10 protein-coding genes are annotated in these 16,287 nt (G+C 73.9%); 3 read left to right on the forward strand and 7 right to left on the reverse strand.

Features of this window, described 5'->3' with window-relative positions:
* Nucleotides 1–168: 168 nt before the first annotated feature.
* The 4 genes from ACFYP3_RS20055 to ACFYP3_RS20070 form a co-directional block, all read right to left on the reverse strand.
* On the reverse strand, nt 169–2,139 hold the full coding sequence (locus tag ACFYP3_RS20055) for a flavin monoamine oxidase family protein (RefSeq protein ID WP_388834136.1): 1,971 nt from the start codon (nt 2,137–2,139) through the stop codon (nt 169–171).
* Between the two features lie 163 nt (nt 2,140–2,302).
* Nucleotides 2,303–3,031 carry a carbonic anhydrase gene (locus tag ACFYP3_RS20060; RefSeq protein ID WP_388834096.1) on the reverse strand — a complete coding sequence of 243 codons (729 nt, stop codon included), beginning with the start codon at nt 3,029–3,031 and terminating at the stop codon, nt 2,303–2,305.
* Between the two features lie 157 nt (nt 3,032–3,188).
* Nucleotides 3,189–5,036, reverse strand: a complete 1,848-nt coding sequence (locus tag ACFYP3_RS20065; RefSeq protein WP_388834099.1) for an ABC transporter ATP-binding protein — start codon at nt 5,034–5,036, stop codon at nt 3,189–3,191.
* Nucleotides 5,037–5,116: 80 nt separating this feature from the next.
* The gene (locus ACFYP3_RS20070; protein ID WP_388834102.1) at nt 5,117–6,232 is read right to left on the reverse strand and encodes a cytochrome P450; all 1,116 of its coding nucleotides are present in this window, start codon (nt 6,230–6,232) and stop codon (nt 5,117–5,119) included.
* Between the two features lie 795 nt (nt 6,233–7,027).
* Here ACFYP3_RS20070 and ACFYP3_RS20075 point away from each other — a divergent pair.
* On the forward strand, nt 7,028–9,094 hold the full coding sequence (locus tag ACFYP3_RS20075) for a phosphocholine-specific phospholipase C (protein ID WP_388834105.1): 2,067 nt from the start codon (nt 7,028–7,030) through the stop codon (nt 9,092–9,094).
* Between the two features lie 85 nt (nt 9,095–9,179).
* Here the strand turns inward: ACFYP3_RS20075 and ACFYP3_RS20080 are convergent, their stop codons facing one another.
* Genes ACFYP3_RS20080 through ACFYP3_RS20090 form a run of 3 tightly spaced genes read right to left on the reverse strand, consistent with a single transcriptional unit; the run spans nt 9,180 to nt 13,221 of the window.
* Nucleotides 9,180–10,370: an NAD(P)/FAD-dependent oxidoreductase gene (locus tag ACFYP3_RS20080; protein WP_388834108.1), complete on the reverse strand. Its 1,191-nt coding sequence runs from the start codon at nt 10,368–10,370 to the stop codon at nt 9,180–9,182.
* A complete protein-coding gene (locus tag ACFYP3_RS20085) occupies nt 10,367–11,785 on the reverse strand; it encodes an FAD-dependent oxidoreductase (protein ID WP_388834111.1) in 1,419 nt (472 codons plus the stop codon). Before ACFYP3_RS20085 ends, ACFYP3_RS20080 begins: the two co-directional genes overlap by 4 nt.
* On the reverse strand, nt 11,782–13,221 hold the full coding sequence (locus ACFYP3_RS20090) for an FGGY family carbohydrate kinase (RefSeq protein ID WP_388834113.1): 1,440 nt from the start codon (nt 13,219–13,221) through the stop codon (nt 11,782–11,784). The genes ACFYP3_RS20085 and ACFYP3_RS20090 overlap by 4 nt, the downstream gene beginning before the upstream one ends.
* A 301-nt stretch (nt 13,222–13,522) precedes the next feature.
* Between ACFYP3_RS20090 and ACFYP3_RS20095 the strand changes: the two genes are divergently transcribed.
* A complete protein-coding gene (locus ACFYP3_RS20095; protein ID WP_388834138.1) occupies nt 13,523–14,503 on the forward strand; it encodes a hypothetical protein in 981 nt (326 codons plus the stop codon).
* Between the two features lie 93 nt (nt 14,504–14,596).
* A complete protein-coding gene (locus ACFYP3_RS20100; protein ID WP_388834116.1) occupies nt 14,597–16,129 on the forward strand; it encodes an amino acid permease in 1,533 nt (510 codons plus the stop codon).
* Nucleotides 16,130–16,287 lie beyond the last annotated feature (158 nt).

Here is a 16,287-nt window from a genome sequence, read left to right on the forward strand (position 1 = left end):
CACGCCGCGATACCGGAATGGCGTACTCCTTGTCGCCACCCAGGAGATGTATCGTTTCGCCCCCGCCGAACCGCCGGACCGCCGTGCGGGCGGCGCCGGGAACGGCCCCGTCGTCTCGACGGGGCCGCCCCCCGGGGGCAGAGCCGGAGGGCGGCTCCGGACGCCCGATCAGGGCGCCGAGTGGACCTCCATGGCGGTCCGCACCGCGGATTCCAGGGCTCCTTCGATCCACGCCGGCTTGACGGAGGTGTGGCAGCCCGCGAAGTGCAGGTTCCCCTCGGCCTTGCGGACGTGGGGGAAGAGCTCGGTGTGCTGCCCGGGCAGCAGGACGGAGGCCTCGCCGTACGCGTAGGGGTCCCGCATCCAGGACTGGGTGCGTCCGACGCCGGTGTAGAACACCTCGATCCGCTGCCCGAACACCTCCTGGACGCCGGCGAGCGCCCTCGGATAGCGCTCCGCGTCGTCCAGGGAGTCCCACTTCAGGGCGTCGTCCGACCAGCTGTAGGAGGCGAGCACCACGCCGCCCGGGCTGCCCTCGACGGGGTAGGACGGCTGGAACATGAACCGGTTGGGGTTGTCGGTGGCCGACCCGCCGCCGATGACGTGGGCCGCCTCGGGCTGGTCGCGGGTGGCGGCGCGGCAGGCGGCGTAATGGGCGCGCTGGGCTGCGGAGATGTGGCCCTCGGGTACGGAGGGGTGGGCGCCCAGCAGGATCCCGTCCGCCGGGGTCCGCCCGACCTGGTAGTTCCGATAGAGGCCCGGCTTCACCGCCTCCAGCTCGCGCTTCCAGTCGGCCTCGTCGAACTCCCACCAGCGGCGGCTGAACTCCAGCAGCACCTTGGTGGCCGCGTCGTAGTGCAGTTCGGTGATCGCGCGCCGCTTGCCGTAGGAGAGGGCGGGGGCGATCGGGATGTGCCGCAGTCCTGAGAACGGGACGGTGACGATGGCGGCGTCAGCGGTGAAGCTCTCGCGCCGCACGGCGCCGTCGCGGCCCTCGGAGACGGTGTCGACGGTGACCTCGCCCTCCCCGTGCGTGATGCGGGTGGCACGGCGGTCGAGCCGTACGACGTCCTCGACCCGGGCGTAGAGCGCGTCGGCCAAGGTGGCGGTGCCGCCGGGCAGTTCGAAGAAGGCGGTGTCGGGGCTGATCAGGGAGGCCCCGATGAAGCTGTGGATGAAGGCGAGGTGCAGCCGGGAGGTGAGGTTCTCGACCGTGCCGATCAGGTCGATCGTGCGCTCGTCGAGACCCGCTTCCTCGGTCAGGTAGCGGTACATCGACATGTGGCCGTAGCGCTGGACGACGTGGGCCCAGCCCTCGACGAGCGCCTTGTCCTTCTTGCCCTCGATCTCCTTGCGCACGGGGGCAAAGGCGTCGCGCACGATCTGCGCGGCGGGCCGGGACTCGTAGGCCGCGGGGACCCCGAAGGAGCGGTTGAGGGCCTGCGGGCTGCGCGCGTAGTCGGCGCGGCGGACCCGAATGCCGTTGACGAAGATCCACGTACGGTGGGCGGGGCGGCCGGAGCCGTCGACGTCGACCAGGTGGAAGCGCCGGCGCTGCAGGCCGAGGCTGTCGATCAGCCCGGTGACCAGCGGGTGGCTGTCGGGGATGCGCATGGCGCCGGCCTCGGCGTACTGCTTGGGGTCGGCGAAGGCGGCTTCGGACCTCTCGTGGCCGCCGGTGCGGAAGGTCTTGATCCGGCCGCCCACGCGGTTGCCGTTGGCCTCGATGACGGTGACCTGGTGGCCGGCCTCGCGCAGCAGGTGGGCGGCGGTGAGCCCGGCCGGTCCGGCGCCCACGATCAGGACCTTCTTGCGGTTGCGGGACCGGGGCAGGCCGGTCTTCAGGAGGACGTCCGCGTAACGGGGCACCAGAGGCTGGTCGTCCTCGTCCCGTACGAGAATCGCCCGGGCGATGGTCAGGCAGGTGTCCCAGTCGGGGCGCGCGGAGCCGGAAGGGGCCTGCGGGGTACCGGCGTTCGCGGCGGCGACCGACAGCGCGCCGGCGCCCGCGACGGCGGCGGCGCCCGCGATGACGGTACGGCGGGAGGGGCGCCGGGCGGACGCGGGCGGCGCGGGTGCCGGCGAGCCGGGGGCGGGAGTGTGGGGGTCCGCGGGCTCTGGCGTGGGGGAAGAGTCCATGATCATGGACCAACTCTCGTGGCTCGCCCTTCGCCCGGACGCCGAAAGCGGCCCGGGCGGGAAATGATCACCCGGACGTGCGGGGTGGTCAACCCCACGCTGACGAACGGGATTTCGAGCCCGGGACGGCGGTCCGGGACGGCGGTCCGGGGCCGGGGCCGGGTCAGCCGATCCGGCGCACCAGCTGGTTCGTGAGTTCGTAGCGGGCCCCGACGACGGCGAGCTTCCCGGCCGCGACCCTGGCCGCCAGCTCGGGTTCGACCCCCAGCCGGGCCCGCACCCGGCGCACGTTCGCGGTGATCGCCGCGTCGATCCGGGCCGCTCCCCGGAGCGTACGGTCGATCGCGGGGTGGATCTGGTCGACGAGGTACTGCATGTGACCCGGGAGCGGCGGTCCCCCCTCGTCGGCCCGGACGGCGGCGGCGACGGCCCCGCACGACTGGTGCCCGAGGACGACGATCAGCGGGATGCCGAGCTCCAGGACCCCGTACGTGATGCTCCCGAGCACCGCTTCGTCCAGGACCTCGCCCGCCGACCGCACCGTCAGCAGGTCGCCGAGGCCCTGGTCGAAGACCAGCTCCGGGGGAACGCGGGAGTCGACGCAGCCGAGGACGACGGCGAACGGATGCTGCCCCGCGACCAGGGTCCGGCGCATCGTCCGCGTCTGGTCGGGATGGCGCTCGTGGTAGGTCCGCCAGCGCGCGTTGCCCGCCACCAGGGCGCCGAGCGCGGTCTCGGGGGAAGTGGGCCGCGCCGCCACCGGCCCCGCGGCGCGGACGACGCCCGGGGTCCCGCGGGAACCGGACCCCAGCCCGGCGCCGACCGCCACCACACCGGTCAGTACCGCCCGCATCACCCGGCGCCTGCCCGGGGCCTCGTGTCGTGGGGACATGCCGGATCCCGTCGTCCGCCGTTCCTGACCCTTCACACGCGGGTCCAGTCTCGGCGCGCCCCCGCGGTGCCGCAATCGGGGGCCGGGCGTTCGTCCGTGTGGCTCAGTCGTCACGGAACGGCGGGAGCCGATGCAGGCCGGCACAGGGCAGTGCAGGTCAGTGCGCGTCGGACCGCGCGGTGGTGTCGTCGAGGAAGCCGCCCGACTGGTGCTGCCACAGCTTCGCGTAGGCGCCCTCCGAGGCGAGCAGTTCCCGGTGGGTGCCCTGCTCGATGATCCGGCCGCCGTCGAGGACCACGAGCCGGTCCATGCCGGCGACGGTGCTCAGCCGGTGCGCGACCACGAGCGCCGTCCGTCCTTCCATGAGCCGCCACAGGGCTTCCTGTACGAGGATCTCGCTCGCGGAGTCCAGGGCGCTGGTCGCCTCGTCGAGCAGCAGGATCGGCGCGTCGCGCAGGATCGCCCGGGCGAGGGCGACCCGCTGGCGCTGTCCGCCCGACAGTTTGACCCCGCGCTCGCCGACCATGGTGTCGAAACCGTCCACGAGCCCCTCGGCGAACTCCGTGACGTGCGCCGCCTCCGCCGCGCGGCGGATCTCGGCCTCGGTGGCGTCCGGCCGGGCGAACGCGATGTTCTCCCGCAGCGTGCGGTGGAACATGGCCGGGTCCTGGGGCACGTACGCGATCCGGCCGCGCAGGTCGGCCTGGGACAGCCGGCTGATGTCCTGGCCGCCGATCAGGATCCGGCCGGCGTCGACGTCCGTCATCCGCAGCAGCAGCCGGGTGAGGGTGGTCTTGCCGCCGCCGGAGCGGCCGACGAGCCCGATCTTCGAGCCGCTGGGCACGGCCAGGTCGAGGCAGTCGAAGAGCGGCTTGCCGCCCCCGTGGGCGAAGGTGACCCGTTCGAAGCGGACGTCGGCGGCCCCGGCGGGCCGCAGCGGCTCCGGGGACACCGGGTCGAGCACGGTCGGCGGCGTCAGCAGCAGCTCGGTGAACTGCGCGGCCTCCGTCATCGAGCTCTCCAGACGGCGGTAGATCTGGTTGAACTCGAACATGATGCGCGTGGCGCTGGAGTAGTACGCGAAGGCGACCACGACCGCCTCCACGCCGCGGCCGCTGCCCGCGAGCGCAATGGCCAGCAGCAGGCCCAGCGCGTTGGTCAGCACGGACATCGGCGCGACGATGGTGTCGATGCGCAGGTTGCCGTAGTCCCACGAGCGCAGGGTGAGCCGCCGCGACTCGGCGACCCGTGACCGGTGTTCGGCGGCCTCGCGGTCCTCGGCGGCGAAGGCCCGTACCGTGTCGATGTTCATCAGGCTGTCGGCGACGTGGCCCGAGACCCGGGCGATGGCCGCCTCCCGCTGGACGACGAGCGCCTGGCGGCGCCGGATCAGGGGAGCCACGCACAGCGCCGTCAGGACGATCGGCACCAACAGGGCCACCACGAGCAGGGGTTCGTAGTGCCACAGCACCACCGATCCGAAGATCAGCGGTACGAACCTGCCCACGAGCGAGAACGTCAGCGTGTCGACGAACTCCTCGAAGCGGGAGGCGAAGCTCAGCACCCGCTTGGTCAGGGATCCGGCGAAGTTGTCGTGGAAGAAGGCGGCGTCCTTGGCGAACAGCTCGTCCATCCCGATCACGTACAGCCGCTCGATGCCGCGGGCGTCGAGACGGTTGAGGCAGTGCAGTCCGAGGCGCCACAGGCCTTCCGCGAGCAGCAGGAGCGCGGCGAAGCCGAGGACGTAGGGGAGCAGCGGGCCGATGTCGAATCCGGTACCCCCGGTGGCGCCGGCGTCCTTCCCGCCGCTCTCGGCGATGCGTGCGACGAGCTTGGCGACGACCAGCGGCGCGATGTAGTCGATGCCGATGTTGCCCAGCGCCGGGAGCAGCATCGCGGGAACCGTAAGCCACTTGAGGCGGGCGAGCTCCCGTCCGTAATAACGAAGGGCGAGGAGCACCGGGCCCCTGCCCGGCGAACCTTTGCGCGATTCAGGCAATCCCATGCCAACCCTGCTTTGTCGGACCTACAAGACAGGATTGGCAGTCTCCCGCGACGGCAGCCGCGCAGTCCAAGCGTTTTTCGCTAACCGGCCACGAGCACCGCGGGGGTGGGGCCGTCGGGGCGGACGGTGAGGCCGTACGCGGCCCGGGCGGGGAGCGAGCGGAAGCGCGGGACGTGCGCCGGGAGCAGCCGTTCCAGGAGGACGGTCGCCTCGCGGAGGGCGAACTGCAGGCCGAGGCAGGCCCGGGGCCCGATGCCGAAGGGGAGGTAGCTCCCCGGATGGGCGGGGCGCCGACCGGGGGTGGTGAAGCGCCCCGGATCGAACCGGGCGGGGTCCTCCCACAGTCCGGGGTCCCGGTGCGTGAGGTAGGGGCAGACGATGACGTCGGTGCCGGCCTCGACCTCGTACCCGGCGAGGACGTCGTCCTGCGCCGCGCAGCGCGGCAGGATCCACGCGGAGGGGTAGAAGCGCAGCGTTTCGTTGACGAGCGCCTGGACGGCCCGCCGCCGCTCGGGGGTCCCTTCGGCGCCCGCGGCGAGGGCCTGCTCCCGCGCCCGCGGGTTCCGGTCCAGCAGGAGGTGGAGCCAGGTCAGGGTGGTGGCGGTGGTCTCGTGGCCGGCGACCAGCAGGGTGACGAGCTCGTCGCGGATCAGCCGGTCGGTGTACTCGGGGTGCGTTCCGGCCGCCTCCAGCAGGACGTGCAGCAGGCCGGGGCCGTCGGGTCCGGCCCCGCCCGTGCGGGCGGCCGCGATGGCGCGGCTCGCCACCGCGTCGATCGCGGCCAGCTCGGCGGCGACGGCCTGCCGGGCGGCGGCGCCGTCGGCGGGCAGCTGGGGCAGTGCGGCCACCACGGTGGGTACGGCGGCCAGTTCACGCTCCGTGGCGGGATCGAGGGGGTGTCCGGTCAGGGAACGCCAGATGGTGTCCAGGGCGAAGCGGCGCATCTCCTCGCCGACGTCGAGGACCTCCCCCCTGCGGGCGTACGCGGCCCAGCGCGCCGCGGTGGTCCGGGCGGCCCCGGCGATCCGCTGCTCGTACCGGCGCATGCCCGGGCCGGTGAACTGCGACTGCAGGAGCTTGCGTTGCCGCTGCCACGCCTCGCCCGTCGCGGCCAGGACGCCGTCGCCGATCAGCAGCCGGGCGCGGTGCGAGCGCTTCACGTACCGGTCCGGATGGAGCGCGAGCACGTGCTGCACGGCTTGGGCGCCGGTGACCAGCACGGTCGGGCGCGGCCCGAGCCGGAAACCCGGCGACTCCGCCGAGGCGTTGGCGTGCCTGGGTGAAGAGGTCGATCAGCTCCCCTCCCCCGTCCCGCCACTCCCCGACGAGGCCGGGATCCAGCTCGGGGACCGGGCGGCCGGTGGAGGACGGACTCGGAAGGGGACCGGGGCGGGCGGGGGTGGCCACGGGCGTGCTCCTGTTCGGCGGCACCGGGTGCGGTCATCACGCACTGTAGGGGAGCCACCGCACCGGGCGACACCCCGCCCGGGCCGCGGACCGGGGCCCACGGAGGCGGGTGGCGAAGGCGTAGACAAGGGAGACGGAGGCCGGGGAGGCGGAAGCTGGGGCGGCCGAGGCTGAGGCGGCGGAAGCCGAGGCGGCGGAAGCCGAGGCGGCGGAGGCCGGGGCGGCCGAGGCGGCCAAGGCCGGGGCGGCCGAGGCGGCGACGGCCGGGGAGGCCGAGGCCGAGGAGACGGAAGCCGAGGCGACCGAAGCCGAGGCGACCGAAGCCGAGGCGGCGGAAGCCGGGGAGGCGGAGGCCGGGCGGTCGCCGTACCGGAGCGCGCCGGTCCGCGCGTGGGCTCGGAGCGTCGGCCCGCCCCGCCGGGTCACCCGTCCCGACCGGCGGGTTCCGGCCGAACTCTGCCGGAATCCGACCGCCGTTCGCCTGGCGTATGCGCCGCCGTCACGCCAGGCTCCCCCTCCGGTACCCCGGGCGCGCTCTGCTGAGGGCGCTCAACCACCCCTCAACCGCAGAGGTCGTTCCCGCCATGGCAGAACTCAACCGCCGCCGCTTCCTGCAGCTCGCCGGCGGCGCCACCGCGCTGACGATGCTGAACGACAGCATCGCCCGCGCCGCCGCCATCCCCGCACAGGGCACCACCGGCACCATCGCCGACGTCGAGCACATCGTGGTGCTCATGCAGGAGAACCGTTCGTTCGACCACTACTTCGGCGCCCTCCGCGGCGTCCGCGGCTTCGGCGACCCGCGCCCGGTGACTCTGCCCAGCGGCAAGTCCGTCTTCCACCAGTCCGACGGCTCGAAGGTGACCCTGCCCTTCCGTCCGCCGTCCGACGACCTCGGCATGGAGTTCCTGCAGGGCCTGAACCACGACTGGGCGGGCGGACAGAGCGCCTTCAACAAGGGCAAGTACGACAACTGGGTCCCCGCCAAGACGGCCACGACCATGGCCCACCTGACGCGGGAGGACATCCCCTTCCACTACGCCCTGGCGGACGCCTTCACCATCTGCGACGCGTACCACTGCTCGTTCATCGGCTCCACCGACCCCAACCGCTACTACCTCTGGTCCGGCCACACGGGCAACGACGGCCAGGGCGGCGGCCCGGTCCTCAACAACGCCGAGGCGGGCTACGGCTGGACCACCTACCCGGAGCGGCTGGAGACGGCCGGTATCTCCTGGAAGGTCTACCAGGACATCGGCGACGGCCTCGACGCCGCCGGCTCCTGGGGCTGGATCAACGACGCCTACCGCGGCAACTACGGCGACAACTCGCTGCTCTACTTCAACGCCTACCGCGACGCCAAGCCGGGCGACGCTCTGTACGAGAAAGCCCGCACCGGCACGAACGCCAAGGCCGGCGAAGGCTACTTCGACCAGCTGCGCGCCGACGTCGCGGCCGGCACCCTCCCCCAGGTCTCCTGGATCGCCGCCCCCGAGGCCTTCAGCGAGCACTCCAACTGGCCGTCGAACTACGGCGCCTGGTACATCTCGCAGGTCCTGGACGCCCTCACCGCCAACCCGGACGTGTGGGCCCGTACCGCGCTGTTCATCACCTACGACGAGAACGACGGCTTCTTCGACCACGTCGTCCCCCCGTACGCCCCCGCCAGTGCGGCGCAGGGCCTGTCGACCGCGCCCACCGCCCTCGACGTCTTCCCCGGCAAGCCCGGCTACGTCGCCGGACCGTACGGCCTGGGCCCGCGCGTGCCGATGCTCGTGGTCTCCCCGTGGAGCACCGGCGGCTACTCCTGCTCCGAGACCTTCGACCACACCTCCGTCATCCGTTTCATGGAGCAGCGGTTCGGGGTGACCGAGCCCAACATCTCGCCCTGGCGCCGCGCCGTCTGCGGTGACCTTACCTCCGCCTTCGACTTCGCCCGCAAGGACACGGGCACGGCCCCGCTGCCCGACACCGCCCTGTGGTTCCCGCCGGACCGCGAGCGCCACCCCGACTTCCGGGCCACCCCGCCGGCGGTGGGCGTCATGCCCCGCCAGGAGAAGGGCCCGCGTCCCACACGTGCGCTGAAGTACGCCCCGTACGTGGACGGCGCGGCGCTCGTCGCGGAGGGCAGGTTCCGCCTGACGTTCAGCGGCGGCCCGGACCTGGGCGCGCAGTTCTACGTCACCTCCGGCAACCGCACCGACGCCCCCTGGACGTACACCACCGAGGCCGGCAAGTCGATCGGCGACACCTGGAACACCGCGTACTCGGGCGGGGTCACGGACCTGACCGTGCACGGCCCCAACGGTTTCCTGCGCGCCTTCCGCAACCCGGGCACCACCCCGGGCCCCGAGGTCACGGCCCGCCACAACGCCGCCACCGGGAACCTGGACCTCACCGCCACCAACGCCGGGGCGTCGACCGCCACCCTGACGGTCACCAACTCGTACGGCGGGGGGCCGAAGCGCCTGACGGTCGCCAAGGGCGCGACCGTCACGTACAGCGTCCCGCTGAAGAACACGCGGCGCTGGTACGACGTGACGGTCACCGCCTCGCAGATCCCGGACTTCGCCCGCCGCTTCGCGGGCAAGGTCGAAACGGGCGCGGCCGGCCTCTCGGACCCGGCGATCCGCACGCACGAGTCCTCCTGACCCACCGGCCGGGGGCCCCTGTCAGGGACCCCGGCCGGTCAGGGGCCGTTGCGGACCGATGCGAAGCGCAGCGGCCCCGCCCGCGTCAGTCGACGGTCACCACGACCGGGCCGCCGGTGGGGTCGATGCGGGAGGTCCAGTACGGGGGCAGTCGCAGGGAGCGGGACGGGGACGCCCGGCCGGCGATCCGGCGGCGCCACAGCGGGCGGCCGTCCTGGTGGACCGTCACCCGTGGTGCCGTCAGGGGCTCCCCGGAGCGCAGGAGGAGCGGTCGCGCGGCGGTGCCCGTGACCCGGTTCGGCGTCACCCACAGGAGCGGGGCCCGGACCTCCAGCCGGGGTCCGGGCTCCGGCCAGGGGGCACCCGCCAGGTGGGCCAGTACCGGGGCCGCCGCGGCGGCCCCCTCCCCGGCCGCGGTGGCCGCGCGTTCGATGCCGTGGAGGGCGTTGCCGACGGCGAAGACGCCCGGGGCCGAGGTACGGAACGACGCGTCCACGCCGGGGCCCCGGGTGCCGGGGTCCAGGAGGACGCCGCCGCGGCGGGCCAGCTCGTGATCGGGGATCCAGTCGCCGGTGAAGACCACCGTGTCGCAGGCGAGGACCCCCGAGCGGCCGTCCCAGTGGTGGACGGCCACACCGGTCAGCCGGCCCCGGCCGCGCAGTTCGCCGACCGTGGTCCGCGTGAGCAGCGGCACCCCCGGTACGGGGGCGCCGCGCGGGCTGTCGGTGACCATCGCCACCACGTCCGTACCCGCCCGGCGCAGCGTGCCCACCGCGTGCCGGGCCACCGGCTCGGCGCCCACGACCACGGCCCGCCGGCCGATGGGCAGGCCGTACCGGTGGACCGACTGGAACAGCTCGCCGGTGGTGAGCACGCCCTGCGGGCGGGAGCCCGGCACCAGCCGGGCGCTGCGGGGGCGCTCCCGGGCGCCGGTGGCGAGGACCACGGCCCGGGCGGTGATCCGCTCCAGGCCCGCCGGGCTCGTGGTCTCCAGGGACAGCGGCGCGGCCCAGCCGGTGGCGGTGACGCCGGTGCGGACCGCGGCCCCGGCGGCGGCCGCCGCCCGCGCCGACCGCCGTGCGTACGCGGGGCCGCTCAGCCAGGGGCGCGGCGGCCGGCCGAAGCCGCCGTGGTGGAGGTGGCGCGGCATTCCGCCCGGCTCCGGCTCGCGTTCCAGCACCTCGACCCGCCCGGCGCCCGCCTGCGCCAGCCGGGCGGCGAGGGCCAGTCCGGCGGGCCCGGCACCGACGACCAGGACGTCGACCGCACGGTTCACCGGCGGGCCTCCTCGAACAGCGCGCGGACGGCGGCCCCGCAGTGGAAGCCCTGGCACCGGCCGCCCCGGGCGCGCGTGCGCCGCCGCAGGCCGTCCACCGAACCGGGCGGGACGGTCCCGGCGAGCGCGTCGCGTATCTCCCCGCGGGTCACGCGCTCGCAGTGGCAGACGATCCGGCCGTACTCCGGGTCCGCCGCGATCATCGCCGCGTCGCGGTAGGGCCGGGGGAACGCCTCGCCGAGGTTCGGCATCCGCACCGGCTCCAGCTCCCGGGCGCCGGCGACCGGCAGACCGCCGTCGGCGAGCAGCTCCACCACGTGGGCGGCGATCGCCATGGAGGCGGTCAGCCCGGTGGACCGGATCCCGCCGACGGTCACGTACCGCCGCGCGGGATGCGCCCGGATCGCGTAGTCCTCCTGCCCGGTGGCCGCCCGCAGCCCGGCGTACACGGCGGTGACCTCCTCCTCCAGGAGCGCCGGCAGGATCCGGCGGCCCTTCTCCCGCAGCAGCGCGAGCCCTTCGGCGGTGGATCCGGTGGCGGTCTTGTCGTCCAGGTCCTCGGCGGTCGGCCCGAGCATCACGTTCCCGTACACGGTCGGCGTCACCAGCACCCCCTTGCCGCGCGCGTCCGGCACCGGCAGCAGGATGTGGCGTACGAGGCCGCGGGCGAGTTCGTCGAAGACGATCAGCTGGCCGCGCCGGGGCGTCACGGTGAAGTCCGTCCGGCCGAGGAAGCGGTCGATCTCGTCGGCGTACAGACCCGCCGCGTTGACCAGGTGGCGGGTGCGCAGCGGGCCCCGGCCGGTGGCCAGTACGTGCGGATCGCCCGGGGCGACCGACCGTACCGGGCAGTCGAGGTGCAGGTGGACGCCGGCCCGGACGGCCTGTGTCGCGTACGCGAGGGTGGTCGTCCAGGGGCAGATGATCGATTCGTCGGGCACGTGCAGGGCGCCCAGCACGCCGGGGCCGAGCTCCGGCTCGCGGGCCTGCACCTCCGGGGCCGGGAGGATCCGGGCCGTGCGGTGGCCGTTGCGCACGGCCTTCTCGGCGAGCCCCGGCAGGGCGGCGAGCTGCTCCTTGTTCCAGGCGACGAGCAGCGCCCCGAGCGGTTCCACCGGAATGCCGCTGTCGGCGGCGTACGAGGCGAGCAGCCGCTGTCCCTCCCGGACGAGCCGGGACTCCAGGGAGCCGGGCACGGCGTCGAAACCGGTGTGCAGGATGGCGGTGTTGGCCTTGGAGGTGCCGTTGCCGACGTCGTCGGCGGCGTCGACCAGGGCGATCCGCAGGGGGAAGCGGGCCAGTTCGCGGGCGATGGCCGAGCCCACGACGCCGGCGCCGATGACCGTCACGTCGTAGGCGGGCCCGTCCGGCAGCGGGCCCCGGGTGGTGACGGTGGCGCCGGGCGGGAGCGTCATGCCGGCGCGTCGAGCAGGGCCGACACCGCCGTGCGGAAGCGTGCGCGGCGCTCCGCGGCGTCGGCCGCGCCGGCCCTCGGTTCGTAGACGGCGGACGGTTTCCACTCCGGGAGGGCTTCGTGCACGGTGAGCGAGGGGTCGAGGCCGAGCCGGGCGACCGCCCCGACGCCGAGGGCGGTGGCGTCCGGCAGCGCCGACACCTCGACGGGGATCCGCAGCAGATCCGCCTGCGCCTGCATGAGCAGCGCGGACCGGGTCAGGCCGCCGTCGACGCGCAGGGTGGACAGGGGCGCGCCGAGGTCGGCGGCGACCGCGTCCGCGAGCTCCGCCACCTGCGCGGCTATGCCGTCGCACAGCGCGTGCACGAGGTGCCCGGCGGTCGTGTCGAGGCCGAGGCCGGTGACCGAACCGCGCAGGTCGCCCCGCCACCACGGGGCGGCGAGCCCGGCGAGGGCGGGGACGAAGGTGACGCCGCCGGCGTCGGGGGCGCTCCCTCCGACGACGTCGATGTCCGCGGCGCCGGAGATGACCCCGAGGTCGGTGAGCCACCGCACGGCGGAGGCGGCCGTGTACACCTGTCCGTCCAGGCAGTAGCTGGTCTGCCCGCCGAGCCGCCAGGCGACGCAGCCGACCAGCCCGGAGGCGCTGCGCCGGGGCAGCGGGCCGGTCTGCGCGAGGAGGAACGCCCCTGTTCCGTAGGTGCACTTGGCGGTTCCGGGCTCGGTCGCGCGCTGGGCGAGCAGCGCGGCCTGCTGGTCGACGAGCAGCCCCGTCAGCGGCAGCCGGGGGCCGAACGCGGTGGTGGTGGCGACGTGGGTGTTCGCGTCGACGACTTCCGGCAGCCGCTCGCCGGTGAGGCCGAAGACGTCGAGTGCGGCCGGGGACCAGTCGACGGTGTCGAGGTCGAGCAGCTGGGTGCGGCCCGCGGTCGCCGCGTCGGTGACGAAGGCGCCGCCGGTGAGCCGGTGGACCAGCCACACGTCGCTGGTGGTCACGACTCCGCGCCGGGTCAGGCTGCGGCGTATCCAGGCCATCTTCGGCGCGGCGAAGTAGGGGTCGAGGGGCAGGCCGGTGCGCTCGCGCAACGATGCGGCGTGCGGCGCCAGTTCCGTGCAGAGCTGCTCGGCTCGGCGGTCCTGCCAGACGATCGCGTCGGTCAGCGGCTCGCCGCTCGCCGGGTCCCATGCGAGCACGGTCTCGCCCTGGTTGGCCAGGCCCACCGCCGCCACCGGTTCGCCGGCCGCCGCCAGGGCGGCCCGCCCCGCGTAGAGGACCGAGTCCAGCAGCTCGCGCGGGTCGACCTCCACGCAGCCGCCCGGCAGGTACCGGGGCCGTACGGGGGCGGAGGCGGAGCCGATGACGCCGCGTACGGGACAGATGACGAGGGCCTTGGTTCCCGACGTGCCCTGGTCCACAGCGAGCACGGGGCCCGTCATCACCACTCCGTCCCTGCTGTCGACATGCGTGTGATCGTCGCTCGGCAGCCTTCCCCAGCGGGCGTCGCCCGTCAAGATCCGCCCGGGTGGGCGGAGGTCGCCCGACGACCGCGCTGACGTGAATTCATATGCCGTCCGTGGCTTGATAGTTGCATTTGAAAGGTTCCCCGACCCGAACGCTCACACTCGATCTATAGTGATCGCCGATCACCAGGCGCGAAGGCCATGCGATACGAGGACCGATGACCACGACCACCGCAAGACGCGCCCGTCCCGGCCGCCCGTCGACCGGGACGAGGTGATGGCGGGCGGCGACTTCCGGCCCGTCTACCACCCCGCCGGCCACGACAACGAGCTGCGCGTCGCCGTACAGGACCTGCGCACCGGCCGCTGGGTGTCGATGGCCCAGTTACTGGACCGGACGGACGGCTGGGGGCTGTGGACCCAGCGCACCCAGGTGCTCGCCGCGGTCGCCGCCGGCTCGGACGTGGTCCAGGCCTGGCGCGCCGAGGAACCGCGCAGCGTCGCCGCCTCCGTCATGCACACCCGTGTCGTCGTCGAACGGGCCGTCCGCGCCCACCGCGCACGACACCCGCGCACGCGCGAGCTGTGGCGGGAGGCGTGGGAGGCCTGCCGTGACACCGCCGAGGCCAGCCCCGCCGACCCCGTGCCGTGGGTCTGCCTGCTCGCCCTCGCCTCCCTCGACGAACACCGCTCGATGGACGAGCACCGGCTCCGGGCGCCCGCCGTGATGCTGCCCCCCGGCCCCTGGGGCATCCTCGCGCAGGCCGACAAGCGCGATCCGCACAACCGCGAGGCGTACCACCGGATGCTCCAGTTCGTCTGCGCGGGCACCCCCGGACCGCTCACCGAGGCCGCCAACTTCGTTCACTGGGCCGCCGGTTCGGCGTCGCCCGGATCCGCCGTCCACCTCCTGCCGCTCTATCTGAGCATCGAGCGCTACCGCCGCGACGGCGGCCAGCAGAGGGCGCTCGACCTGCACTGGGTCGCCGAGGACTCCGTCCGCGACGCCGGCCACGCCCTGGACACCTGGTTCCGGTACGCCGACCTGCGCCGGGCCTCCCCGCTCGACCTGAACCACCTCGCCCACGCCCTGTGGGGAGCGGGCCGGTTCGACGAGGCGGCCCAGGTCTTCGACGTGATCGACCGGTACTGGACCACGCTGCCGTGGGCCTACCGGACCCGCGACCCGGCCGACCAGGAACTGGCCGCGGAGGTCTTCCTGCAGGCCCGGGCCCGCAGCCTCGCCGGCCGGGACTGACGCCCTCCCCCGCCCACCGGCGACCCCGCGGCCCCACCGACTCACCCCCCGCTCCCCCGTCCCCGCGCTCCACGACCCCCGGAGGTACCTCCCATGTCCCGAACCGCGCCGACCGTCCGCCAGGACCACAAGGCCCCGCCCCGGCAGGACGAGGAGGAACGACTGAGGGAACTGGGCTACCAGCCCGTCCTCGCCCGCCGGATGGGCGGCTTCGGCAACTTCGCGATCAGCTTCTCGGTCATCTCCGTCCTGTCCGGCTGCATGACCCTCTACGGCTTCGGCCTGGGCACCGGCGGTCCGGCCGTGATGATGTGGGGCTGGGTCGGCGTCGGCCTGTTCGTCCTCTGCGTGGGTCTCGCCCTCGCCGAGGTGACCAGCGCCTATCCCACCTCGGGAGCCCTCTACTACATGGCCGACCGGCTCGGCGGCCGTCGCTGGGGCTGGTACACGGGCTGGCTCAACCTGCTCGGCCTGCTCGGCGCCATCGCCGGCATCGACTACGGCGCCGCCCTGTTCACCGGCGCCTTCCTCAACCTGCAGTTCGGCTTCGTGCCCACCGCCGGCTCGACCTTCCTGATCTTCCTGGCCATCCTGCTGCTGCACGCCGTCCTCAACCTGTTCGGCGTCCGCCTCGTCAGCGTGCTCAACTCCGTGAGCGTCTGGTGGCACCTGGCCGGCGTCGCCGTGATCGTCGGCGCCCTGGCCTTCGTACCCGACCACCACCAGTCGCCCTCGTTCGTCTTCACCGAGTTCGTCAACGACACCGGATGGGCCAACCCGTTCTACGTGGCCGCGGTGGGCCTGCTGCTCGCCCAGTACACCTTCTCCGGGTACGACGCCTCCGCGCACCTCTCGGAGGAGACCTCGAACGCCTCCGTCTCCGCCGCCAAGGGCATCGTCCGGGCCATCTGGGTCTCCTGGATCGCCGGGTTCGCGCTGCTCGCCGGACTCACCTTCGCCATCCAGGACTACGCCGCGGTCCAGGGCAGTGCCACCGGCGTCCCGCCGGCCCAGATCTTCCTCGACGCCCTCGGCTCCGGAGGCGCCAGCGCCCTGCTCCTCGTCGTCATCGTCGCCCAGCTCTTCTGCGGCAACGCCGAGGTCGCCGCCGCGAGCCGGATGGTCTTCGCCTTCAGCCGGGACAACGCGCTGCCCGGCTCCGCCCTGTGGCGCAAGGTCAGCAGCCGTACGCAGACCCCGGTCCCGGCCGTCTGGCTCTCCGTCGTCGTCGCGGGCGTCCTGGCCCTCCCCTCCCTCTACTCCGCCACCGCCTACGGGGCCGTGACCGCCATCAACGTCATCGGCATCACCCCGGCCTACGCCATCCCGATCTACCTGCGCCTGCGCGCCGGCAACCGCTTCCAGCCCGGCCCGTGGAACCTGGGCCGCTGGAGCAAGCCGATCGGCTGGACCGCCGTCGTCTGGGTGGCCGTCGTCACCGTCCTGTTCTGCCTGCCGCAGAAGTCGCCGGTCACGATCGACTCGATGAACTACGCCGTGATCGCCCTCGCCGTGGTCCTGGTCCTCGCCAGCGCCTGGTGGTACGCCGCCCGCCGCTCGTACGGGACCCCGTCGGCCTACGGCAACGCCCGCGAACAGGCCGAGATCGCCGAGGGCATCGTCTGACCCTCCCCGCGCGCACTGCTCCCCGACCGAACCCAGGGGGCCGTTCCGGACTCCTCCGGATCGGCCCCGTTACCGTTTTCGTGGCCTCGCGATGGGGCTCCCGGCCTTCGGCCCCGGTATGACTTGAGCCCCCAGTCGAGATGATCGAAAAGGTGGTG

The organism is Streptomyces sp. NPDC005533, from assembly GCF_042871845.1.
Lineage (GTDB): Bacteria > Actinomycetota > Actinomycetes > Streptomycetales > Streptomycetaceae > Streptomyces.